We start from the raw sequence: 20,601 nt of genomic DNA on the forward strand, positions 1-20,601 counted from the left end.
CGCACGCCCGCGCGACGCCGCACTTCGCGTCGCGACGCGGTCGACCGATGCTCGGATCACAGGTCGCGGCCGTCGATGGCGGGGGCGAGGTGCTCGATCGCCTCGCGCAGCTTGCCCATCCGGGGATAGATCGCCTCGGCCCTCCGGAAGGCCGCGAGCGCCCGCTCCTTGTCGTCGCTCGCCATGTAGAGGTGGGCGAGCGCCGACCACGCCTCGAAGTGCCGCGGCTCCAGCTGCAGCGCCCGGTGCAGGTCGGCGAGCGCGCTCGCCTGATCGTCGAGGAGGTAGAAGGCGGTCGCGCGCCGGCTCCAGCCCTCGGCCCAGCCGGGTTCGAGGGTCACGACGCGGTCGAGGAGTTCGACCGCGAGCGCGGCGTCCTTGTCCTTCAGGGCCTGCCCGGCGCGGCTGGCCAGCAGGTCGACCGTGTCGCTGCCGGAGCGGTCGAGGCGGCGCTCGATGAGCTGCGCGACGCCGCGCGCCTCCGCGTCGTCCTTGGCGGCCTTCAGCCGGGCGAAGAGATCGTCGAGGGTGGCGGGCGGGCGGGGCGCCTCCTTGGCCGGGGCGCCGGGCTCGGGCGGAGCCGCAGCCACTGCGCCGGCCGGCGCGAGCCCGCAGAGGAGGAAGGCCGAGAGGCAAGTCGCGAGAACGGGGCGCTGCATGACGCCATGCTCCGGCGCCGGGGCCGGATGGTCAACGCGATGGCTTGCCGCGGCCTCTCCGAGGCCGTGCGCCTCTCCGAGGCCGGCGCTCTCCGGGCCGTGCGGCCCCGCCCGGAGGCGGGGCCGGCAGGACGCTCAGCCCTGGCGGGCCTTGTAGCGCTTCTGGGTCTTGTTGATGACGTAGACGCGGCCCTTGCGGCGCACGAGCTGGTTGTCGCGATGCCGGCCGCGCAGCGACTTCAGCGAATTGCGGATCTTCATCGGTCTGGTCTCACGGTGACGCGCCGGCTCCGGCCGGCCGCGGTATCGAGGGGTGACGGATTCGCGGCGCGGCCCGAGACCAAGCGCCAAGGCCGGGCGACGCGTGGCGCCGTCCGGCGAGGGCTGCCTGTGTACCGGCAGGGGGCGGAAAGTCAATCCGCCCCGGCCGCCGCAGCGGCATTTTCGGCCAGCGTCGCGGCGCGTTCAGGCCGCGCGGGCGGTCTCCAGGAAGCTCGCGATGTCGCTGCGCAGCCGGGAGAGCTGGCGGTCGAGGGTGTCGCGCGCCTGCTCGACCTCCAGGGCCGCCGCCGCGGCGCGGGCCGTGCGGTCGCGCAGCGTGGCGGTGCTGCCGACCGCGACCTGCGCGTGCGAGGCGGTCTGGTGGACGTTCTGGGCGATTTCGGAGGTCACCGCCGTCTGCTCCTCGACCGCGGAGGCGATGGCGGTGGCGATGGTGCTCACCTCGCCGATGATGCGCACGACGTCCTCGATGGTCGACGCGCTGCGCCGCGTCGCCTCCTGGATGGCGCCGATGCGCGTCCCGATATCGGTCGTCGCCTTGGCGGTCTGCCCGGCGAGGCTCTTCACCTCGGCGGCGACGACCGCGAAGCCGCGGCCCGCCTCGCCGGCCCGCGCCGCCTCGATCGTGGCGTTGAGCGCCAGCAGGTTCGTCTGCTCGGCGATCTGGCTGATCAGGTCGATCACCTGCCCGATGGCGTGGGCCTGCTCGGCGAGGCCCGACACGGTCTCCTCGGTGGAGCGGGCGCTGTCGACCGCCCGGCGGGCCACCTCCGCGGAGCGGCCGGCCTGCTCGCCGATCTCCCGGATCGAGGCGGCGAGCTCCTCGGCCGCCGCCGCGCCCGACTGCATGTTCGACGCGGTCTGGCTCGCGGCGCCCGTCATCTCGTCGGCGAGGCTGCTGGCCTCCGCGGCGGTCGTCGTCAGGGTGTCGGCGTTGCGCGCCAGCGCGGCGCCAGCCTCGGCCGAGACGGAGAGGCTCGACGTCACCGCCCCCGAGAAATGCGCGATCGCCCCGGCCAGCGCCTCGCCCTTGCGCTGCCGCTCCTCCAGGAGCACGTCCTGATAGACCGAGATGGCGAAGTCCATGTCGAGCATCACCGCCTTGTTGAGGGCGGCGATCCGCGCCGGCAGGCCGCCGCGCCCCAGGAGCCCGGCCCGCTCGACCAGGACTTGCACCAGGGCGTTCAGCACGAAGGCGTAGCCGCCGATGTACCAGCGCGGCTCCAGGCCGATCTTGTGGTGGACGCGCCCGATCCGCCGGATGCTGTCCACGTAGCCGGCGTCGAAGCGCCCGCTGAACAGCTGCTCCCAATGCGCCGACTGGGCCGCGACGAGGCGCGTCTGCTGCGTCCCGATCATCCCGGCGAGGTGCGGCGTCCGCAGCATCTTGTCGTAGAAACGCGCCATGATCCGCGGCAATTCGGGGGCGATCGCCGGCCACAGTCGCGGCAGCATCGCCGCCGTGGCGGCGTCGATCTCGAGAAACGTCAGGCGACCGTCCAAATCGGCATCGCTCCGCACAGCGAAACCCTCCCCTTTCCGCTCAACTTGAACGAACCTGCCACCGGTTCATTAACGATCCATGTCTGCCGCGCCGGTAGGGCCGGGATGGACTGGATGTGTTGGCAGCGCAGCCAGAAGGCGGCAACGGAGAACAGTCTAGTAGATTGTCTTTGTCAGCAAGTGCAGAATCTGACCCTTCGGAATAGAGGTGCGATCTGCTCCATCGGGATGGCGGGCGGGTGCGGGAGGAGCCGGGGGGGCCGACGCGCAGGCGTCCTCGCCAGCGCCGCGCGGGCGCCCTCGCCAGCGCCGCAATCCTGTGCTGAAAGGGCGCTCCCGCACCCTCAGCAGGCTCACCGATCGATGCTCCGCCGCCTCTACGAGTGGATCCTCGCGCTCGCCGCGCGCCCCTCCGCGCCCTACGCGCTCGGGGCGGTCTCCTTCGCGGAGAGTTCCTTCTTCCCGATCCCGCCGGACGTGATGCTGGTGCCGATGGTGGTCAGCCGGCCGGACCGGGCCTGGACCTACGCGCTCGTCGCGACGCTGACCTCGGTGGTGGGGGGGCTCGCGGGCTACGCCATCGGGGCGCTCCTGTACGATTCCCTCGGCCAGTGGCTGTTCAAGCTCTACGGGCTGTCCCAGGGTGCCGAGGCCTTCCGCGAGGCCTATGCCCGGCACGGCCACTGGGTGATCCTGCTCAAGGGCCTCACCCCGATCCCCTACAAGCTCGTCACCATCACGTCGGGCTTCGCGGGCTACGACCTGTTCTGGTTCACGCTCCTGTCCCTGCTGACCCGGGGCGCACGGTTCTTCATCCTGGCCGGGCTGGTGAGCCGCTACGGCGTCGGGATCCGCGCGGTGCTCGACCGGCACCTGAACGCGGTGGCCGCCACGGTCGTGGCGGTCGGCGTGATCGGCTTCGTCGGCTTCCGCTACCTGTTCTGAGGACGAATCCATGTCCGAAGGAGGATCCATGTCCGGGGACGGCGCGGCGGCGCTCGCCGCGAGGCTCACCGCACCGCGGCCGGCGGCGCTCCTCGTCCTGGCCGGGGCGGCGGCAGCGGTCGGGGGCGCGCTGCTCTTCCAGCACGGCTTCGGCTACGTGCCCTGCAAGCTCTGCCTGATCGAGCGCCAGCCCTACTACCTCGCGCTCCCGCTCGCGGCGGCGGCGCTCCTCGTGCCCGCGCGCCTCGCCCGCTGGCTCCTCGGCGGGCTCGCGCTGCTGTTCCTGGTGAGCGCCGGCCTCGGCGCCTACCACGCCGGCGCCGAGTGGGGCTTCTGGCCGGGTCCGAGCGATTGCGGCGGCGGCAGCGGCCCGGGCCCCGCCGACGTCAAGGACTTTCTCAAGAGCCTCGACGGGATCCGGGTGGTCAGCTGCACGGAGGCGGCGTGGCGCTTCCTCGGCCTCTCCTTCGCGGGCTGGAACGCCCTGATCTCGGTCGGCCTCGCGGCGCTCGCCGGGGCGGCGGCCCTGCGGGCCGTGCGGGCGGGGCGCCCCTCAGGGGCTGAGCAGGGTCGCGGGGGGCCACTCCGCCCGATTCCCGTTCCTGCATCGTCTTCGCCGCCGAACCGGTGACCGCCTCGGCACCGGCCGGTCCCGGCCGGCCGAATGAGGCTCAGTTCCGCTCGTCCGGCAGCGGCGGCAGCGGCTGGACCGCGATGCCCTCCTCCAGGAGGGCGCGGGCCTCGGCGAGGCTCGCCTCGCCGTGGATCGCCCGGTGCTCGACCTCGCCGTAATGCATCCGCCTCGCCTCCTCGGCGAAGCGGGGCCCGACATGGTCGGAGGTGCGGGCGACGTGCTCGTGCAGCGCCCGGATCATGGCGCGCAGCTGCGCCTCGGGCTCGGACGTCAGCCGGACCGGCTCCGGGGCGGCGGGGGCGCGCTCCGCCGGGAGGACTGCCGGGACACCCGCCGCGTCGCGGTTGCCGCGCCGGCCGAGGGCCGGGGCCATCAGCTGCTTGGCCACCCTGGGGCTGCCGCAGACCGGGCAGGTCACGAGGCCGCGGGCGACCTGCTCGTCGTAGGAATCGCCGGAGGGGAACCAGCTCTCGAAGGCGTGGCCGGTCTCGCAGGAGAGGGCGTAACGGATCATGACCACAATATCGGGATGAGGGCCCGCGCGCGCGAGGGGCCGCGCCCGGAAATCGCCGGCCATTCGCGCGAGACTGGGTCGAATTTTCAACGCGTCAACCGCGGCGCGGCGCCGCGACCTCGACCGTGAAGGGCTTGGCGTGCCGCAGGGCCGGGATGCGGGCGCGGGCCTCCGCCACCAGGGCGAGGTCGATCTCCGCCAGGATCACGCCCGGCTCCGCCCCCTCGGCCTCCGCCAGGATGCGGCCCCAGGGATCGACGATGAGCGAGTGGCCGTAGGTCTCGCGGCCGTCCTCGTGGCGTCCGCCCTGGGCGGCCGAGATCATGAAGGAGCCGGTCTCGATCGCGCGGGCGCGCTGGAGCACGTGCCAATGCGCCTCGCCGGTCTGGCGCGTGAAGGCCGCGGGGGCGGTCAGGATCTCGGCCCCCGCCTCGGCGAGCGCCCGGTAGAGGGCGGGGAAGCGCAGGTCGTAGCAGATCGCGATGCCGAGCCGCGCCCAGGGCAGGTCGGCGACGACGGCGCAGCTCCCCCCCGTGTAGGTCGCCGATTCCCGCCAGCTCTCGCCGTTCGGCAGGTCGACGTCGTAGAGGTGGAGCTTGTCGTAGGCCGCCAGGATTTCGCCCTCGGGCCCGATCAGGAAGGCGCGGTTGGCCACCTTGTCGCCGCTGCGCACGGCGAGCGACCCGACCTGGACCACGATCCCGTGCGCCCGCGCCGTCTCGCGCAGCGCCGCCAGGGTGACGTCCTCCTCGGGCGCCGTGATCTTGGCGAAGAGGTTCTCGCGGCCGCGCTCCAGCAGCGAGGTCATCTCGGGCGTCTGGACGAAGTGCGCGCCGCGCGAGGCCGCCTCGCGCAATCCCGCCACGGCCGCGTCGCGGTTCCGCGCCGGGTCGCGGCCCGAGCGCATCTGGACGCAGGCGGCGACGAAGCGGGGAGCGGTCATGGGGGGCTCGCGCGGAGGGGGGATCGGGCCCCCACCCTAGACCCGCGCGCCCGGTCGGCTCAACCGCGCTCAGCCGGCGAGGAGCGGCTCCAGGCGGCCGGCCCGGTCGAGGGCGTAGAGGTCGTCGCAGCCGCCCACATGGGTCGCGCCGACGAAGATCTGCGGCACGCTGGTGCGCCCGCCGGCCCGGTCGATCATCTCGCGCCGCGCCCCGGCCCTCGCCTCCACGTCGATCTCCGTGAAGGCGGCGCCCTTCTCGCGCAGGAGGGACTTCGCCGCCGCGCAGTAGGGGCACCAGCTGGTCGTGTAGATCGTGACGGGCTGCATCCGGCGGCTCTCGGGCTCTTCCTCAGCGGCCGGATATAGAGATTTCCCGCGCCGGCGGAAGCCGCCCGCCTCAGGCGGCCATCAGTTTCTCGACTTCGTTGACGAGTTCGCGCAGGTGGAAGGGCTTCGAGAGCACCTTGGCGTCCTTGGGCGCCTTGGAATCGGGGTTGAGCGCCACCGCGGCGAAGCCGGTGATGAACATCACCTTGATGTCCGGGTCGAGTTCCGTGGCGCGGCGGGCGAGCTCGATGCCGTCCATCTCGGGCATGACAATGTCGGTCAGGAGGAGTTCGAACGGCTCCTCGCGCAGCCGGTTGTAGGCGGACAGGCCATTGTCGAAGGACGCGACGTCGTACCCGGCATTCTGCAGGGCCTTGGCGAGGAAGCGACGCATGTCGTTGTCGTCTTCCGCGAGGAGGATCTTCATCGAGCTTGGTCCCGGCTGCCGATTCGAGGGTTTCTTTCCATAAAGAGGCGCCTTGGTAAACACGGGGTTGATGCGCGGGACCGGCCGTGCCAGGCCGCCCGCGGCGTCCCGGGCGCCGCGACGCGCCCCCGGGGCGCCACGACCGCGCCCCCCGGGCGCCACTGGAGGGGCGGAGAGGACAGTGGACGCGACGCCGACGGTGCTGGCCGGGATCGTGGCCTTCCATCCCGATCCGGCGCAGCTGCGCCGCCTCGTCGCGGCCGTGGCGCCCGGCCTCGGGGCGCTGGCCGTGGTGGCGAACTCCCCCCTGGCCCCGGAGGAGGAGGCCTCCCTGCGCCGGGAGGCGGGCGGCACGCCCCTCCTGGTCCTGCGGCCGGCGGGCAACGAGGGGGTCGGGGCGGCCTATAACCGGCTCCTCGCCGAGGCCGAGGCGAGGGCCTGCGCCTTCGTCTTCCTGCTCGACCAGGACAGCCTGCCCGCGCCCGGGGCGGTCGCGGCCCTGGCGGCGCGCTGGCGGCGCCTCGCCGAGGCGGGCGAGCGGCCCGCCATCGTGGCGGCCCAGCCGGTCGCGCCGGGAGGGCGCCCCCTCGGGACCGCCGCCGCGCCCGATCCGCGCTTCCCCGACACGCCGCTGCGGCGGGCCGGCTTCGCCTTCTCGTCGGGCTCCCTGGTGGCCTGCGCGGCGGCGCGGGCCGTCGGTCCGTTCCGGGCGGACTTCTTCATCGACGCGATCGACGTCGAGTGGGGCATGCGGGCGCGGGCCGGCGGCTTCTCGGTCTGGGTGGCCTCCGACGTGCCGATGCAGCACGCCCTCGGCCGGGGCGTGATCCGGCTGCCCCTCGGCCTCACCCTCACGGACCAGCCGCCGCTGCGGCTCTACACCTTCCTGCGCAACCAGCTCGCCATGCTGCGCCTGCCGCACGTGCCGCGCGCCCACAAGGCCAGGACCCTGCTGCTGCTGCCTGCCCGGATCGGCATCTACCTCGCGCATCACCGCCTCGCGCCGGAGGTGCGCCGCGCGGTCGCCCGCGGCCTGCTCGACGGGCTGCGGCACCGGCTCGGCTCGCCCGAGCGGGTGTTTCCGCCCCGGGCGCCCTGAGCGCCCCGGACCCGGCGCGCGGCCCGCCGCACCAGTGGACAGGCCGGACCCTGAGCGTCACATTAGCCGGATGAGGTTGTGCCCCCCTTCCCTCCCCGTTGCGCGGGCCCGGGCGGCCGGATGAGCGGCCCGGGTCCCGAGAGCCTCTTCGCGCCGCCCTTCGTCGTCGACGAGCCGGAGCGGCACAGCCTGTCCTACGTGTTCAACACGGGGCATTCGGGAGCGGTCTACCCGCCCTCCTTCCTGGCCGCCTCGCGCCTGGACGCGGTCTCGCTGCGCCGCTCGGAGGACGCCTTCGTCGACCGCCTGTTCGCGCCGGTGGTCGCGCTCGGGGCGCCGCTGATGCGGGCCTGCTTCCCGCGCGCCTACCTGGACGTGAACCGCGAGCCCTACGAGCTCGACCCGCGCATGTTCGACGGGCGCCTGCCGCCCTTCGCGAACGTGCGCTCGATGCGCGTCGCGGGCGGGCTCGGCACGGTGCCGCGGGTCGTGGCGGACGGCCAGGAGATCTACCGCGCCCGCCTGCCGGTCGAGGAGGCGACCGCCCGGATCGAGACCCTCTACAAGCCCTATCACCGCACCCTGCGCGGCCTCCTCGCCCGCACGGCGGCCCGCTTCGGCCACGTCGTGCTGATCGACTGCCACTCGATGCCCTCGACGAGCCTGGGGCGCGAGGAGGGGCCGCGGGTCGACGTGGTGCTGGGCGACCGCTTCGGCACCGCCTGCGCCCACGTCCTGACCGATTGCGTCGAGGCGGCCTTCCGCGCGCAGGGCTTCCGGGTGGTGCGCAACAAGCCCTACGCGGGCGGCTTCATCACCGAGCATTACGGCGAGCCGGCGCTCGGCCGCCACGCCCTCCAGGTCGAGATCAACCGCGCCCTCTACATGGACGAGCGCACGCTGACCCCGCGGCCGGGCTTCGAGGCCCTGGTGGCCAGCCTCGCCGCCGTGTTCGGCGGCGTCGCGGCGCTCCCCCTCGACCTCGCGCCCGCCCGGATCGCCGCCGAGTAGGGCCGGGCGCACCCGGTCGGCGGAGGGCTGCCGGGACGGATCCCGCCGGGCGGGGCCCGGGCGAGGGCGGCCGGTGTGCAGCGCACAATTTTTCCGCTAGGTAGCGCGCAACCGAGGAGGATTCACGCCATGACCGATCTCCGCCTGCGCCGCAGCGTGCTCTACATGCCGGGCTCGAATCCCCGGGCCCTGGAGAAGGCCAGGACCCTGCCGGCGGACGCGCTGATCCTCGACCTGGAGGACGCGGTGGCGCCGGACGCCAAGGACGTCGCCCGCGAGCAGGTCTGCGCCGCCGTGCGCGGCCGGTCCTACGGCGAGCGCGAGCTGATCATCCGGGTGAACGCCCCCCAGACGCCCTGGGGCGAGGCCGACCTGAAGGCCGCGATCGAGGCGGGCCCCGACGCCATCCTGATGCCGAAAGTGTCCTCGCCGGCCGTGCTGGAGAGCATCGCCGACCGGCTCGAAGCCCTCGACGCGCCGGCCCACATCAAGGTCTGGGCGATGATCGAGACGCCCGCCGCCATCCTGAACATCCAGGCGATCGCGGCGGCCCGGCGCAATCCCGGCACGCGGCTCGCCTGCTTCGTGCTCGGCACCAACGACCTCGCCAAGGACACCTGGACCCAGATCGTCCCCGGCCGCGCCCCGATGATGCCCTGGCTGATGATGGCCCTCGCCGCCGCCCGCGCCGAAGGCCTCTCGATCCTGGACGGGGTGTTCAACGACTTCGCGGATGTCGAGGGGCTGCGCGAGGAGTGCCGCCAGGCCCGCATCCTCGGCTTCGACGGCAAGACGCTGATCCACCCGAACCAGGTCGAGCCGGCCAACCTCGCCTTCACGCCGACCGACCCCGAGGTGGAGATCGCCCGCAGCGTGATCGCGGCCTTCGAGCGGCCGGAGAACGCCAAGCGCGGCGCGATCCAGATCAACGGCCGCATGTTCGAGCGCCAGCACATCGGCATGGCCCGCCGCGCCGTCGCCTGGGCCGACGCCATCGCGTCCCGGGGCCGCTGAGGCGCTCCCGAGGCTGCGCAAAGTCCGCCGGGAGCGGCCGCTTGACTCGGTTCTGCTGCGGTGCACAACTCGTCCGGCCGCGTTCGGCCGGTCGGGCTCGGCCCGCAGCAATGGAGGGCGCATCACCATGGATCGTGGGCTGCCCGATTTCCCGAGCATCTTCCGGATCCCGGCGGATCACCGGCTCGAATCTGCCGGGGCGCTGAGCCGCGGCGGCCGCGTCTACGGCCAGTGCTGGTTCCACTGCGAGTACGACCGGGACGACCGGCTCGTGGCGCGCTACGAGACCTACGACGAGGTCGGGGCCGAGGGCGGGCCGCGCTGCGGCTGGCGCCGCTACGACAGCGAGGGCCGGCTGACGCTCTTCCACGAGGTCGCGATGCGCTGGGCCGCCCTCGTCGCCTCCGCCGCGTCGCGCGGCGCGGCCGAGGCCGCCCTCCAGGGTCCCGTGGCGGAACTGGCCGCGCCGGCGTGACCGGCCCGCGGCGCCCCATCGGCGCGCCGCCCCGGCCGGCCGCGGCGCCGGATCAGCGGCTCGGCTTCTTCGCCGGCTCCGCCGCCGGGATGCTCCCCGTCTGCGACACCTTGTCGCGAGCCTGATCCAGGCGCTTGGTGAGGGCCGCGAGGTCCCGCTGCGTCGCCGCGAACTGCGCCTTGGCCTTGTCGCGGGCGGCGGCGACCTGGGCGATCTCCTCGCGGGTGGCGGCGACCTTGCCCTGCACCTCGCGCAGCTCCGCCTCGGCGTCCCGGAACTGCCTCTGCCACGCCTGGAGGGCGTCGCGCTCGCCCTGCACCTCTGCGAGCTGGGCCTCGAGGCCGCGCTGGCGCGACGCGGTGAGCCCGAAGGCCCCCCAGCCGAACAGGGCGAGGCCGCCGAGGGCCACGGCGAGCAGGCCGGTGGGGGACGGGCGGAAGCGCAGGAGGGGCATCGGATCCTCGTCAGGAAGCGGGGCTCGGGCCGGGGCCGGGAGCCCGGAGCGTCCCGATCGGGCGGTCGGGCACGGCGGCAACGATGGCAAAGTTTCCTTAACGCGCCCTTGACGAGGCGTCGGAGCCGCCGAACCCCGCTCACCATGATTCGCTTGCGCCCGGCGCCTCCGCCCTCGCGCCCGGCGGGAGATCGGGATCCATCAATGCTTCATAGCTGATGATTAGTTAATCCAGATCCTGTCCTGGTCGATTGCCGTTGAACTGAATCATTAACGTCTGAGTTATACAATATACTTGTCTGACTTAGGGTAATACGCGGCGGGTGCGATGAGACGTCGTCCCTGTCGCCGATCGTCCCGCTGACCACCGACTACGCCGCCCTCAACACGGCGATCGACGGCATGACGGCGGGCGGCAACACCAACGTGGGCATCGGGGTGGCCTGGGGCATGGAGGCGCTGACGCCCGCCGGTCCGCTCTCCTCCGCCGTCTCCCTCACGGACAGCCGCGTCCAGAAGGTCCTGATCGTGCTGACGGACGGGCTCAACACCGAGAACCGCTGGGAGAAGAGCGGCCAGTCCTGCACCACGACCTGGTTCTTCTTCTTCCCCGTCACCAGCTGCACCACCACCGCGACCAACGTCGCCACCATCGATGCGCGCACGCTGGCCGCCTGCAGCGCCGCCAAGGCGGCCGGGATCATCGTCTACACGGTGCGGGTGATCGACGGGAACGCCGACATGCTGAAATCCTGCGCGACGGACGGGCGCTTCTTCTACAACGTCCTGACCGCCGACGACCTCAAGCCGGCCTTCCAGGCGATCGGCAACTCGCTCTCCAAGTTCCGGCTGACGCAGTAATCGGGAGGGCGCGTCGCCGGGGCCTCGGCGGCCGAGGCGAGCTTCGTGGCGGCAGCGCCCGGCGGCCGCGTCGGGCCGGGAGGAAGCGGTCCTCGGGGTCGAGGTTCTTGCACCTCCGGGAGCGGCGGGAGCGAGGGGATGCGCGGCGTGCCGCGCTTCGCCGGCATCGCGCGCGGCGGCATGGCGGCCTGCGCCCGCCCCCGCCCGACCGCGCCGTGGGGCGCGGGCCGGATCACCGCGTCAGGCGGGCGACCCGCAGCGCCTGGTCGAACATCGCGTTGAGCGACGCCGTGATGTCGGCCGGCGTGTTGGCCGTGGCGAAGAAGCCCGGCGAGGCGCAGGCCTTCAGGGGCGTCGCCAGCGTCGGGCTGAAGCCGCTGACGCGGTTGTTCTCCCAGGCGACGCCGCCCCCGTTGTTGACGAAGGTGATGAGGTTGTACGGAATGGAGAGGATGGAGATGGTGGCGCCGGCGCTCTTGAGTCCGGCGCACACGGTCGGGTCGATCTGGGAGGGCTGCGACCCGTCCCACCAGGCATCCGCGTAGCCCCAGAACGACGAGGGATTGCCCGGATAGGCGTATGTCCCGTTCGCCGGCGCGCCGTAGTGCTGGCCGTTCTGCATGCCGTCGGTGATCAGGAACACGAAGGGCTTCGGCGAGGTCGAGGACGAGCCGTCCCCGAAGGCCTTGATGGCCGCCTGCAGCTGCGGCATCACCACCTCGAAATGGGTGCCGCCGCTGGCGGTGCCGGTGGTCGGATCGCCGTAGGCGAACAGCTGCGTCGTGCCCGTATCGAGCAGGTTGGTGAAGGCGAGCGGCCAGGACAGGGCGCACTGGGCGGCGGCGTTGAGGCTGGCGACGCTGCCGGTGATCCCCACGAGCGTCGCCATCTGGTTGATGAACGGGTAGATCCCGACCCGGTACTGGTTCGGCACCGCGGGTGTGGAGGCGCGCTGGATCAGCGAGCAGACGGCCGCGTTGACGGCGTCCGAGCGCAGCTGGATCTTGCCCGCGGCCAAGCCCCATCCGGTGAAGCCCGGGAAGTGGCAGGCGAACTGGCATCCCTGCTGATAGTCCGACCACATGTCCTTGTTGACGCTCGCCAGCTGGGTCATGCCGCCCGGCGTCGCGGGCAGGCCCATCGAGCCCGACACGTCCACGAGCAGGTAGAAGTCGAGGTAGCTCGGCAGATCCGCCGAGGCGGTCACGGAATTGCCGAGCAGCGTGGTCGGGGTGCCGAGCAGCTTGCCGAAGCTGTTCTGGATGGTCGCGCCGTAGCTGACCGTCGCGGTCAGGGTCTGGCCGGAGCGGACGAGCTGCGGGGGCTGGAGCGTGACCTGCGCGAACGGCACGCTGCCGGCATTCACCGCGAAGACGTTGGCGGCCTGGGCGAGGCCGGCCGCGATCGCGTTGGCGGTCAGGTTCGCCTGCCCCTGGTTGGCGGCGATGTAGCTCTTGGCGGTGACCACGGCCGCGAGGGCGGCCGTGTCGGCCGCGTGGTCGAGGGTGGTCTTGTCCGCCGCCGCCAGCCCGTAATCGACGGCGAGGCCGACGAGGCCCAGCACGGGGATCAGGCTCAGCGCGAACAGGATGTTGACGCTGCCGTCCGGCCGCCGGGCGCGGGCGGCCCAGCGCCCGAGGCGGCGCAGCGCGCTCAGTAGCCGGGACATGTCTCGGCGATCCCGTCGGTGTTGGTGGGGTCGTAGCTCACCAGCGCGGCGTAGCGGGGCTGGACGTAGACCGAGTGGGCGATCCGCGCGGACGGGACGTAGGTCGCCCCGAAGGTCGGCCGGAACGTGAACACCACGTCGACGACGACCAGCGAGGCCGGGCCGAAGACGGAGCGCGGCAGGGTCGTCGGGCTCGGCGGCGCCGCGTTGCCGGCGGGCTGCTGCGCCACCAGGCAGGGCCGGTAGCTCGCGCCCCCCGTCCCGCTGCTCGTCCAGACCACGTTGGCCACGTAGCAGGCGCTCTGGTCGGTGGGGTCGCTGCAGCCCGACGCCACTTTGGTGAAGGCGATGCCGGCGGCGTTGATCGCGATGTTGCTCTGCCAGGGAATGCCCTGCCGCGCGGCGTCCGCCAGGACGTAGGGGAACAGGACGATGGCCGCGTCGAAGCCGAAGCGGATGTCCGCCGCGTTCACGGTCGCCGTGGCGGCGCCGGCGGGCGGCACCGCCTGCGAGATCATCTGGCTGATCGTGCGCGCGAGGCGCTCGACGCTCCGCTTGGCGTTGACGTAGAGCGCGACCTGCAGCCCGACCGCCATGACGACGAGCAGGACGGGCAGCGCCGCGGCGAACTCGATCGCCGCGACGCCGGCTGCGTCGCCCCAGAGGCGGGTGCCGGGGCGCCCCGCGCCTGCGCGACCCCGCCGCATCGTACTGCTCGTTGCGGAACGCGGCCGTCGCCACGGCCGCGGAGGCGGGGGCCCCGTTGTAGGAAACGCCCCCGCTCAGCAGCGCGGCGAACACGGACGGTATCGGGGTGAACGGGTAGATCACCTGAAGGTACTGATAATCGCCCCTGCCGCCGAGGTTGTAGTGGCCGGACCCCGGGGCCAGCGCCGGCAGCGCCAGTCCGCTCTGGCTCGCATTCCGGATCCCGGATCACAGCATCCCGAGCAGCCGCGGCAGCCCCAGCGACAGGGCCGGCACGTAGGTGACGATGACGAGGAAGACCAGCATCGTCAGCAGCCAGGGCCAGACCGCGACGGTGAGTTCGGTGATGCCCATCTTGGTGATGCCCGAGGCCACGTAGAGGTTCAGCCCCACCGGCGGGTGGCACATGCCGACCTCCATGTTGACCACGATCAGGATGCCGAAATGGACCGGGTCGATGCCGAGCTTGGCGGCGATCGGGAACAGGATCGGCGCCATGATCAGCACGATGGAGGAGGGCTCCATCACGTTCCCGGCGACGAGCAGCAGCACGTTCACGATGAGCAGGAACACCACCCAGCCGAGGCCGGCCTGGGTGATCCAGCCGGCCATGGCCTGCGGGATCTGCTCGCTCGTCATCAGGAACGAGAACAGCACCGCGTTGGTGATGATGTAGAGCAGCATCGCGCTCATGTTGGCGGAATCGAGCAGCACCCGCGGCACGTCGCGCCAGGTCAGGTCGCGGTAGACGAAGACCGCGATCACGAAGGCGTAGACGGCGCTGACCGCCGCCGCCTCGGTGGGCGTGAAGGCGCCCGTGTAGATGCCGCCGAGCACCAGCACGATGAGCAGCAGCCCCCAGAGGGACTTGCGGAAGGCCACGAAGCGCTCGCGCCAGGAGGCGCGGGGCAGGCGCGGGTAGTCGTTCCGGCGGGCGCGGTACCACGTGGTGAGGCCGAGCAGGCCCGCCAGCATCAGCCCCGGCACCACGCCGGCCACGAACAGCGTCGAGATCGAGGCCGAGGAGACCCGGTTGCCGTCCGGCCCGAACACCACGGCGCCGCTCGTCGCCACCGAGTACATCACCATGACGATCGAGGGCGGGATCAGGATGCCGAGCGCCCCCGAGGTGGTGATCACGCCCGCGCCGAACTTCTTGGGGAATCCCTGCGCCACCATGGCGGGCAGGATGATCGAGCCGATCGCCACCACGGTCGCGGGGCTCGATCCCGAGATCGCCGCGAAGAGCGCGCAGGCCATCACGCCCGCGAGGCCGAGCCCCCCGTACCAGTGGCCGACCATCGCGGTGGCGAAGTTGATCATCCGCCGGGCGACGCCGCCATGGGTGAGGAAGTTGCCCGACAGGATGAAGAACGGGATCGCCATGATCTCGAAGTTCTCGATCCCGGTGAACAGCTTGAGCGCCACCGCCTCGATCGGCACGCTCGTCATCACGAACAGGAAGGTGAGCACCGAGAGGCCGAGCGCGATCGAGATCGGCATGCCGGTGAGCATCAGGGCGACGAGGAGCCCGAAGATGATGGCGGCGTTCATCGCGCGCGCTCCTCGGCGGCGAGGTCGCGGGCGGCCTGCGGGCTCTCGACCACGCCCTCGACGTGCCCCGGATCGTGGTGGGGCAATTCGCCCGTGCGCCCGAAGTGCCACGCCACCTGCAGGAAGCGGAAGCACATCAGGTAGGAGCCGAGCGGGATGGCGAGGTAGACGATCCAGCTCGGGATCTCGAGATCGGGCGAGGTCTGGTCGGTGTCGACGAGGCCGAGCACGAATTTCAGGCCCATCGTGCCGATGGTCGCGGTGAACAGCGCCCCGCAGAGCAGCCCGAACAGGATCACCCGGTGGCGCAGGCCCGGGGCGAGCCGGTTGACCAGGACGTCGACCCCGACGTGGATCCCGGTGCGCACGCCGTAGGCGGCGCCGAACTTCGCCATCCACACGAACATGTAGATGCAGAGTTCCTGCGCCCAGGAGAGGTGGATCGCCGAGGTGAGCGGGAACAGGGCCGGGATTCCGGAGGCGTAGCGGTGGACGACGGCGACGAAGATGAGCAGCGTCGCGGCGGCCATCAGGCTCGCGATCAGGATCTCTTCCAGGCGGTCGAGGACGCGCAGCAGGATCATGCGGGGGTACCGGGGCGGGGCGTCCGGCGCGGGACCTCCCCGGAGGAGAGGCCCCGCGCCGCGCGGGAGGGAGCGCGGAGGGCGGCGAGAGCAGGCTTCGCTCGGAGCGAGACCGGAAGCCCGCTCCAGGTCTTGGCGTGTGCCGCATTTCCTAGGCTGAACCGGCATCCACGTCAGCGGGAAATGCTCTGGAGCAGCGCCCGATCACGGTGCCATCGGACGCGGCTCTCGGTCTTTGATTTCGGCGCACCGTCTTCGACGAACCGGCATCCGCTTCGTCGGACAATGCTCTACTGCGTGCGCGCCTCGCGCTGGAACTCCTCGATCACGTCCTTGCCGACGCGCTTGGTCATCTCGGCCGTGACCGGCTCGAGGGCCTTGCGCCAGGCCGCCTTCTCCTCGTCGGTCAGGGTCAGGAAGGTGATCTTGCCGGACTTCCGCATCTCCTCCAGGGCATCGGCATTGTCCCGGCCCGCGACCTCGTTGGCGTAGGCCGTCGCCTCCGCCATCGCCTTCTCGAGCTGGCCGCGCACCTCCGGCGGCAGGCCGTCCCAGAATTTCTTGTTCGTGATCACCGCGTAGCCGATATAGCCGTGGTCGGAGAGGGTCGCGTATTTCTGCACCTCGTGGTGCTTCTGCGTGTACATGTTCGAGGGCGTGTTCTCGGACCCGTCCACCACGCCGGTCTGCAGGCCCTGATAGACTTCCGAGAAGGCCATCACCTGGGGAATCGCCCCGAGCGCGCGGAACTGCGCCTCCAGCACCTTGGAGGACTGGATGCGCATCTTGAGGCCGCGGAAATCCGCGGGGAGCCGCAGCGGCTTGTTGGCGCTCATGATCTTGAAGCCGTTGTCCCAGTAGGCGAGGCCGGTGATGCCCTTGGTCTCGAGCTTCTCGAACAGGCGCCGGCCGAGCGGCCCCTCGGTCACGCGCCGCAGGGCCGCCTTGTCAGGCAGGATGTAGGGCAGGTCGAAGACCTCGAACTCCTTCGCGCCGAGCGGCCCGAACTTCGCCAGCGAGGGCGCCAGCATCTGCACGGCGCCGAGCTGCAGCGCCTCGACCTCCTCCTTGTCCTTGAACAGCTGCGAGTTCGGGTAGACTTCGACCTTGACCTTTCCGCCGGTATATTTCTCGGCCAGTTCCTTGAACTTGTCGGCGCCGCGACCCTTGGGCGTGTCGGGAGCGGTGACGTGGCTGAACTTGAGGACGATCGGGCCCTGCGCGAGGGCTTGCCCCCCGAGCAGGGTTTGGCCCCCGAGCAGCGCGAGCGCGGCCGCGGCGCAGAGCGCGCGACGGGAGAGGGGCCGCAGGCGGCCGTCGGTGCGGGACATGGCGTTTCCTCGTCGATCGGCCGATTTCCGGCCTGTTCTGGCGCCCGACCCTGGCAGGGGCGGTGCGACGACGCAATGCGACGATCGCTCAAGGCCACCGCGTCAGGCGGAGGCCTCCATGCAGGGGCGGCCGTCCGCGTCGGCGGTGAGGCCGGAGAAGCCCCCCACCGCGCGGCGCCCCTCCACCCGGAAGGTCCGGCCGGCGATCAGGGGCGCCACGCCGCGGTAGCGGAAGCGGCCCGGCACCCGCCCGAGCAGCGTCGCCGCGAGGTTGAGGAGCAGACTCGCCTGCAGCGGCCCGTGCACGACGAGGCCCGGATAGCCCTCGACCCGCGTCGCGTAGGGGTGATCGTAGTGGAAGCGGTGACCGTTGAAGGTCATGGCCGAGTAGCGGAACAGCAGCACCGGCGAGGCCTCGACCGCCCAGGCGAGGTCGGGCGGGGGCAGCGCCGGAGCGGGCGGCGGCGCGGCCGGCTCGCCGGGCCGGGCCGCCTCCCGGTAGACGATGTCCTGCCGCTCGCGGATCGCCACGCCGCTCGGCGTCTCGTAATCGTGCCGCACGGTGACGAAGCAGAGGCCCCCGCTGCGGCCCTCCTTGAAGGCGACGTCCGCCACCGTCTCGCGGCGGACCACGCGGTCGCCGAGGCGCAGGGGCGCCAGCGTCTCGACCTCGCCCCCCGCCCACATCCGGCGCGGCAGCGGCACCGGGGGCAGGAAGCCGCCCTTGGCGGCGTGGCCGTCCGGCCCGAGCGTGCCGGCCTCCGGCGTCTCGGGGGCGAGGCACCAGTGCAGGGCGAGGGGTGCCTCCCCCTCCCCCACCGCGGCGAGGTGCGGCGCGAGGGTCGCCCGGTACTCCGCCGCGAGGCGGGGCGTGACGAGGTCCTCGACGACCCGGGTGCGGCCGATCCAGCCGCGCAGGTGATCGAGGGCGGCGGCGTCCATCAGTAGGACCGCGGCAGGCCGAGCACGTGCTCGGCGAGGTAGGACAGGATCAGGTTCGTGGAGATCGGCGCCACTTGGTAGAGGCGCGTCTCGCGGAACTTGCGCTCGACGTCATACTCCTCCGCGAAGCCGAAGCCGCCATGGGTCTGGATACAGGCATTCGCGGCCTCGAAGGAGGCGTCGGCCGCCAGCATCTTGGCCATGTTCGCCTCCGGACCCGGATTGGCGCCGGCCTCGTAGAGCCGCAGGGCCTCGCGCACCATCAGCTCGGCGGCCCGCATGCGGGCGTAGGCGGCGGCGATCGGGAACTGCACGCCCTGGTTCTGGCCGATCGGCCGGCCGAACACCCGCCGCTCCCGCGCGTAGGCGCCGGCCTTGGCGATGAACCACTTGGCGTCGCCGACGCATTCGGCCGCGATCAGGATCCGCTCCGCGTTCATGCCCGAGAGGATGTAGCGGAAGCCCCGGCCCTCCTCGCCGACCAAATTCTCGGCCGGCACGCGCAGGTCGTCGAAGAAGACCTCCGTGGTGGCGTGGTTCATCATCGTGCGGATGGGCCGGATGGTGAGGCCGCGCCCGAGCGCCTCGCGCATGTCGACGAGGAGGACGGAGAGCCCCTCGGTGCGCTTGCCGCCCTCGGGCACCGGGGCGGTGCGGGCAAGGAGCAGCATCAGGTCCGAGTGCTCGGCCCGGCTCGTCCAGATCTTCTGGCCGTTGACGACGAAGTGGTCGCCCTCGCGCCGCGCCGTGGTCTTGAGGGCCGCCGTGTCGGTGCCGCTCGTCGGCTCGGTGACGCCGAAGGCCTGCAGCCGCAGGCGGCCCTCGGCGATGCCCGGCAGGGTGCGCCGCTTCTGCGCCTCGGAGCCGTGCCGCAGCAGCGTGCCCATCGTGTACATCTGGGCGTGGCAGGCGCCGCCGTTGCAGCCGGCGCGCTGGATCTCCTCCAGCACCGCCGCGGCGGCCGAGAGCGGCAGCCCCGCGCCGCCATACTCCTCGGGGATCAGCACCGAGAGGTAGCCGGCCTCGGTCAGCGCGGCCACGAACTCGGTCGGATAGGCCATCTCCCGGTCCAGGGCGCGCCAGTACTCGCCGGGGAAGCGGGCGCAGAGCTTGGCGACCGCCTCGCGGATCTCCGGATAGGTCTCCTCGGTCATCGGCACTCCCGCGGGGTGATGGGCCAGTTCATGGGCCAGTTTCCGGGCGCCCGATCCCGGTCGCGCCGGGGCCGGGACGGCCGCGGGCGGCGGCGCCGAACGCGGCCCGGATGGCGGCCCCGTGGGCGCCGATCGCCGGCACCGGCCCGAGGGGCCGGGCGCGGCCGTCGATCAGCGCCGGGGGCGCCACGATCAGGGCCGTCCCCGCCGGCGTCTCGACCGCGACGCGCCGCAGGGCCGGGTGGGCGACGAGGTCGGCGAGTTCGTTGACGAAGCCGTAGGCGGTGCCGCTCGCGCGCAGCCGCGCCGCCGCCTCGTCGCGGGTGAGGGCCGCGAAGGCCCGCGCCACCCTCGCATCCACCGCCGGCCGGTTCGCGACCCGGACCGTGTTCGACTGGAAGCCCTCCCGGCCCGGCAGGTCCGGCTCCCCGAGCAGGCCGGCGCAGAAGGCGGCCCACTCGCGCTCGTTCTGGATCGAGATCAGCACCAGGCCGTCATCGGCGGTGCGGAACGCCCCGTAGGGGCAGATCGACGGATGGGCGAGGCCGACCCGCTGCGGCGCCCGGCCGGTGCCCTCGTAGTAGAGGAGCGGCACGTTCATCCAGTCGGCTATGCCGTCGAACAGGCTCACTTCGAGCGCCGCGCCGCGCCCGCTGCGCTCGCGGCCGATCAGCGCCTCCAGCACGGCGGCGTGGGCGGCCATGCCGCAGGCGATGTCGCAGACCGAGACGCCGACCCGGCCGGGCCCGGCCGGGTGGCCCGTGATGGCGGCGAGCCCGCTCTCGGCCTGGACCAGGAGGTCGTAGGCCTTCATCTGCGCGTAGGCGTGGCCGCTGCCGTAGCCGGTGATGTCGAGGGTGATCAGGCGGGGATGGCGCGCCCGCAGGGCGCCCGCGCCGAACCCGGCCCGGGCCGCGGCGCCCGGGGCGAGGTTCTGGATGAACACGTCCGCCTCGGCCAGGATGGCGTGCAGGAGCGCGGCGTCGTCCGGGGCCTTGATGTCGGCGACGAGGCTCTCCTTGCCCCGGTTGAGCCAGACGAAGTAGGTCGAGAGCCCGTTCACGGCGTCGTCGTAGCCGCGGGCGAAGTCGCCCTCCGGCCGCTCGACCTTGATCACCCGGGCGCCGGCATCCGCCAGCCGCGACGAGCAGTAGGGCGCCGCCACCGCCTGTTCGAGCGCCAGCACCGTGATCCCGGTGAGCGGGCGGGCGCCCGTTCCGTCCTCCGTCATCGCGCCTCCCGCCGCGTCGTGGGGCGGGACCATGCGACGGCGCGCGGCGCCTGTCCAATCCTCAGCGGCAGGAGGCGATGTCGCCGGTCGGCAGGATCTCGCAGGGGTCGGGCGCCTCCGCCCGGGGCGGGAGCCGGGCGGGGCCGCCGCGGGGATGCGGCGCGCCGAGCCCGCGGGCGCTGGAGAAGCCGATCGCCAGCGCGATCAGCGCCAGGCAGGCGAGCCATCCGAGGCGGAACACGAACATCATGTTGGGCATGACGGGTCTCCGGGTCGGGAC

At 72.5% G+C, this 20,601-nt stretch carries 24 protein-coding genes; 7 read left to right on the forward strand and 17 right to left on the reverse strand.

Annotated elements, in window-relative coordinates:
• Positions 1–56: 56 nt before the first annotated feature.
• From QA634_RS26205 to QA634_RS26215, 3 genes are all read right to left on the reverse strand, one after another.
• Positions 57–659, reverse strand: coding sequence for a tetratricopeptide repeat protein (locus tag QA634_RS26205; protein WP_012334920.1), 603 nt, complete (start codon positions 657–659; stop codon positions 57–59).
• A gap of 135 nt (positions 660–794) precedes the next feature.
• Positions 795–920 carry a type B 50S ribosomal protein L36 gene (gene ykgO, locus QA634_RS26210; RefSeq protein ID WP_012334921.1) on the reverse strand — a complete coding sequence of 42 codons (126 nt, stop codon included), beginning with the start codon at positions 918–920 and terminating at the stop codon, positions 795–797.
• A gap of 204 nt (positions 921–1,124) precedes the next feature.
• Positions 1,125–2,444, reverse strand: coding sequence for a globin-coupled sensor protein (locus tag QA634_RS26215; protein ID WP_018261107.1), 1,320 nt, complete (start codon positions 2,442–2,444; stop codon positions 1,125–1,127).
• Positions 2,445–2,807: 363 nt separating this feature from the next.
• On the opposite strand from QA634_RS26215, the gene QA634_RS26220 reads away from it, so the two are divergent.
• A complete protein-coding gene (locus tag QA634_RS26220) occupies positions 2,808–3,389 on the forward strand; it encodes a YqaA family protein (protein WP_012334923.1) in 582 nt (193 codons plus the stop codon).
• A 28-nt stretch (positions 3,390–3,417) separates the two neighbouring features.
• The gene (locus QA634_RS26225) at positions 3,418–4,020 is read left to right on the forward strand and encodes a disulfide bond formation protein B (protein ID WP_283026913.1); all 603 of its coding nucleotides are present in this window, start codon (positions 3,418–3,420) and stop codon (positions 4,018–4,020) included.
• A 40-nt stretch (positions 4,021–4,060) separates the two neighbouring features.
• Here the strand turns inward: QA634_RS26225 and QA634_RS26230 are convergent, their stop codons facing one another.
• The 4 genes from QA634_RS26230 to cpdR form a co-directional block, all read right to left on the reverse strand.
• Positions 4,061–4,537, reverse strand: coding sequence for a DUF1178 family protein (locus QA634_RS26230; RefSeq protein ID WP_012334925.1), 477 nt, complete (start codon positions 4,535–4,537; stop codon positions 4,061–4,063).
• A 94-nt stretch (positions 4,538–4,631) separates the two neighbouring features.
• Positions 4,632–5,480 carry a carbon-nitrogen hydrolase family protein gene (locus QA634_RS26235; RefSeq protein WP_012334926.1) on the reverse strand — a complete coding sequence of 283 codons (849 nt, stop codon included), beginning with the start codon at positions 5,478–5,480 and terminating at the stop codon, positions 4,632–4,634.
• 69 nt (positions 5,481–5,549) lie between these two features.
• The gene (gene grxC / locus QA634_RS26240) at positions 5,550–5,807 is read right to left on the reverse strand and encodes a glutaredoxin 3 (protein WP_012334927.1); all 258 of its coding nucleotides are present in this window, start codon (positions 5,805–5,807) and stop codon (positions 5,550–5,552) included.
• A gap of 70 nt (positions 5,808–5,877) precedes the next feature.
• Positions 5,878–6,234: a cell cycle two-component system response regulator CpdR gene (gene cpdR, locus QA634_RS26245; RefSeq protein WP_012334928.1), complete on the reverse strand. Its 357-nt coding sequence runs from the start codon at positions 6,232–6,234 to the stop codon at positions 5,878–5,880.
• A gap of 181 nt (positions 6,235–6,415) precedes the next feature.
• Here cpdR and QA634_RS26250 point away from each other — a divergent pair, with 181 nt between their 5' ends.
• From QA634_RS26250 to QA634_RS26265, 4 genes are all read left to right on the forward strand, one after another.
• Complete coding sequence (locus tag QA634_RS26250; protein ID WP_012334929.1) at positions 6,416–7,333, forward strand: rhamnosyltransferase; 918 nt, start codon at positions 6,416–6,418, stop codon at positions 7,331–7,333.
• 120 nt (positions 7,334–7,453) lie between these two features.
• On the forward strand, positions 7,454–8,344 hold the full coding sequence (locus tag QA634_RS26255; protein WP_012334930.1) for an N-formylglutamate amidohydrolase: 891 nt from the start codon (positions 7,454–7,456) through the stop codon (positions 8,342–8,344).
• Positions 8,345–8,473: 129 nt separating this feature from the next.
• Complete coding sequence (locus QA634_RS26260) at positions 8,474–9,358, forward strand: HpcH/HpaI aldolase/citrate lyase family protein (protein ID WP_012334931.1); 885 nt, start codon at positions 8,474–8,476, stop codon at positions 9,356–9,358.
• Between the two features lie 127 nt (positions 9,359–9,485).
• Positions 9,486–9,833, forward strand: a complete 348-nt coding sequence (locus QA634_RS26265; protein ID WP_012334932.1) for a hypothetical protein — start codon at positions 9,486–9,488, stop codon at positions 9,831–9,833.
• A 52-nt stretch (positions 9,834–9,885) separates the two neighbouring features.
• Here QA634_RS26265 and QA634_RS26270 read toward each other — a convergent pair whose 3' ends face one another.
• Positions 9,886–10,287 carry a hypothetical protein gene (locus tag QA634_RS26270; protein ID WP_012334933.1) on the reverse strand — a complete coding sequence of 134 codons (402 nt, stop codon included), beginning with the start codon at positions 10,285–10,287 and terminating at the stop codon, positions 9,886–9,888.
• Between the two features lie 402 nt (positions 10,288–10,689).
• On the opposite strand from QA634_RS26270, the gene QA634_RS26275 reads away from it, so the two are divergent.
• Positions 10,690–11,148 carry a hypothetical protein gene (locus QA634_RS26275; protein WP_043701614.1) on the forward strand — a complete coding sequence of 153 codons (459 nt, stop codon included), beginning with the start codon at positions 10,690–10,692 and terminating at the stop codon, positions 11,146–11,148.
• Between the two features lie 232 nt (positions 11,149–11,380).
• Here QA634_RS26275 and QA634_RS26280 read toward each other — a convergent pair whose 3' ends face one another.
• From QA634_RS26280 to QA634_RS26320, 9 genes are all read right to left on the reverse strand, one after another.
• Positions 11,381–12,817 carry a pilus assembly protein TadG-related protein gene (locus QA634_RS26280; protein WP_012334934.1) on the reverse strand — a complete coding sequence of 479 codons (1,437 nt, stop codon included), beginning with the start codon at positions 12,815–12,817 and terminating at the stop codon, positions 11,381–11,383.
• Positions 12,802–13,524, reverse strand: a complete 723-nt coding sequence (locus tag QA634_RS26285; protein ID WP_012334935.1) for a TadE/TadG family type IV pilus assembly protein — start codon at positions 13,522–13,524, stop codon at positions 12,802–12,804. The genes QA634_RS26280 and QA634_RS26285 overlap by 16 nt, the downstream gene beginning before the upstream one ends.
• Positions 13,525–13,753: 229 nt before the next feature.
• The gene (locus tag QA634_RS26290) at positions 13,754–15,079 is read right to left on the reverse strand and encodes a TRAP transporter large permease (protein ID WP_012334936.1); all 1,326 of its coding nucleotides are present in this window, start codon (positions 15,077–15,079) and stop codon (positions 13,754–13,756) included.
• Positions 15,076–15,663, reverse strand: coding sequence for a TRAP transporter small permease (locus QA634_RS26295; RefSeq protein ID WP_012334937.1), 588 nt, complete (start codon positions 15,661–15,663; stop codon positions 15,076–15,078). The genes QA634_RS26290 and QA634_RS26295 overlap by 4 nt, the downstream gene beginning before the upstream one ends.
• Positions 15,664–15,953: 290 nt before the next feature.
• A complete protein-coding gene (locus QA634_RS26300) occupies positions 15,954–16,994 on the reverse strand; it encodes a TRAP transporter substrate-binding protein (RefSeq protein WP_012334938.1) in 1,041 nt (346 codons plus the stop codon).
• Between the two features lie 102 nt (positions 16,995–17,096).
• Complete coding sequence (locus QA634_RS26305; RefSeq protein WP_012334939.1) at positions 17,097–17,936, reverse strand: FAS1-like dehydratase domain-containing protein; 840 nt, start codon at positions 17,934–17,936, stop codon at positions 17,097–17,099.
• On the reverse strand, positions 17,936–19,090 hold the full coding sequence (locus QA634_RS26310) for an acyl-CoA dehydrogenase family protein (RefSeq protein WP_012334940.1): 1,155 nt from the start codon (positions 19,088–19,090) through the stop codon (positions 17,936–17,938). The genes QA634_RS26305 and QA634_RS26310 overlap by 1 nt, the downstream gene beginning before the upstream one ends.
• Before the next feature lie 28 nt (positions 19,091–19,118).
• Positions 19,119–20,321 (reverse strand): CaiB/BaiF CoA transferase family protein, encoded by a 1,203-nt coding sequence (locus QA634_RS26315; protein ID WP_012334941.1) that lies wholly within the window; start codon positions 20,319–20,321, stop codon positions 19,119–19,121.
• 61 nt (positions 20,322–20,382) lie between these two features.
• A complete protein-coding gene (locus QA634_RS26320) occupies positions 20,383–20,580 on the reverse strand; it encodes a hypothetical protein (protein ID WP_012334942.1) in 198 nt (65 codons plus the stop codon).
• Positions 20,581–20,601 lie beyond the last annotated feature (21 nt).

This window comes from Methylobacterium sp. CB376 (assembly GCF_029714205.1).
Classification (GTDB): Bacteria; Pseudomonadota; Alphaproteobacteria; order Rhizobiales; family Beijerinckiaceae; genus Methylobacterium.

Excerpts from the sequence above, each read along its gene's own strand:
- QA634_RS26205 (WP_012334920.1), bottom strand. The coding sequence starts at position 659 with ATGCAGCGCCCCGTTCTCGCGACTTGCCTCTCGGCCTTCCTCCTCTGC.
- ykgO (WP_012334921.1), bottom strand. The coding sequence starts at position 920 with ATGAAGATCCGCAATTCGCTGAAGTCGCTGCGCGGCCGGCATCGCGAC.
- QA634_RS26220 (WP_012334923.1), top strand. The coding sequence starts at position 2,808 with ATGCTCCGCCGCCTCTACGAGTGGATCCTCGCGCTCGCCGCGCGCCCC.
- QA634_RS26225 (WP_283026913.1), top strand. The coding sequence starts at position 3,418 with ATGTCCGGGGACGGCGCGGCGGCGCTCGCCGCGAGGCTCACCGCACCG.
- QA634_RS26230 (WP_012334925.1), bottom strand. The coding sequence starts at position 4,537 with ATGATCCGTTACGCCCTCTCCTGCGAGACCGGCCACGCCTTCGAGAGC.
- QA634_RS26235 (WP_012334926.1), bottom strand. The coding sequence starts at position 5,480 with ATGACCGCTCCCCGCTTCGTCGCCGCCTGCGTCCAGATGCGCTCGGGC.
- grxC (WP_012334927.1), bottom strand. The coding sequence starts at position 5,807 with ATGCAGCCCGTCACGATCTACACGACCAGCTGGTGCCCCTACTGCGCG.
- cpdR (WP_012334928.1), bottom strand. The coding sequence starts at position 6,234 with ATGAAGATCCTCCTCGCGGAAGACGACAACGACATGCGTCGCTTCCTC.
- QA634_RS26255 (WP_012334930.1), top strand. The coding sequence starts at position 7,454 with ATGAGCGGCCCGGGTCCCGAGAGCCTCTTCGCGCCGCCCTTCGTCGTC.
- QA634_RS26260 (WP_012334931.1), top strand. The coding sequence starts at position 8,474 with ATGACCGATCTCCGCCTGCGCCGCAGCGTGCTCTACATGCCGGGCTCG.
- QA634_RS26265 (WP_012334932.1), top strand. The coding sequence starts at position 9,486 with ATGGATCGTGGGCTGCCCGATTTCCCGAGCATCTTCCGGATCCCGGCG.
- QA634_RS26270 (WP_012334933.1), bottom strand. The coding sequence starts at position 10,287 with ATGCCCCTCCTGCGCTTCCGCCCGTCCCCCACCGGCCTGCTCGCCGTG.
- QA634_RS26275 (WP_043701614.1), top strand. The coding sequence starts at position 10,690 with ATGACGGCGGGCGGCAACACCAACGTGGGCATCGGGGTGGCCTGGGGC.
- QA634_RS26280 (WP_012334934.1), bottom strand. The coding sequence starts at position 12,817 with ATGTCCCGGCTACTGAGCGCGCTGCGCCGCCTCGGGCGCTGGGCCGCC.
- QA634_RS26285 (WP_012334935.1), bottom strand. The coding sequence starts at position 13,524 with ATGCGGCGGGGTCGCGCAGGCGCGGGGCGCCCCGGCACCCGCCTCTGG.
- QA634_RS26290 (WP_012334936.1), bottom strand. The coding sequence starts at position 15,079 with ATGAACGCCGCCATCATCTTCGGGCTCCTCGTCGCCCTGATGCTCACC.
- QA634_RS26295 (WP_012334937.1), bottom strand. The coding sequence starts at position 15,663 with ATGATCCTGCTGCGCGTCCTCGACCGCCTGGAAGAGATCCTGATCGCG.
- QA634_RS26300 (WP_012334938.1), bottom strand. The coding sequence starts at position 16,994 with ATGTCCCGCACCGACGGCCGCCTGCGGCCCCTCTCCCGTCGCGCGCTC.
- QA634_RS26305 (WP_012334939.1), bottom strand. The coding sequence starts at position 17,936 with ATGGACGCCGCCGCCCTCGATCACCTGCGCGGCTGGATCGGCCGCACC.
- QA634_RS26310 (WP_012334940.1), bottom strand. The coding sequence starts at position 19,090 with ATGACCGAGGAGACCTATCCGGAGATCCGCGAGGCGGTCGCCAAGCTC.
- QA634_RS26315 (WP_012334941.1), bottom strand. The coding sequence starts at position 20,321 with ATGACGGAGGACGGAACGGGCGCCCGCCCGCTCACCGGGATCACGGTG.
- QA634_RS26320 (WP_012334942.1), bottom strand. The coding sequence starts at position 20,580 with ATGCCCAACATGATGTTCGTGTTCCGCCTCGGATGGCTCGCCTGCCTG.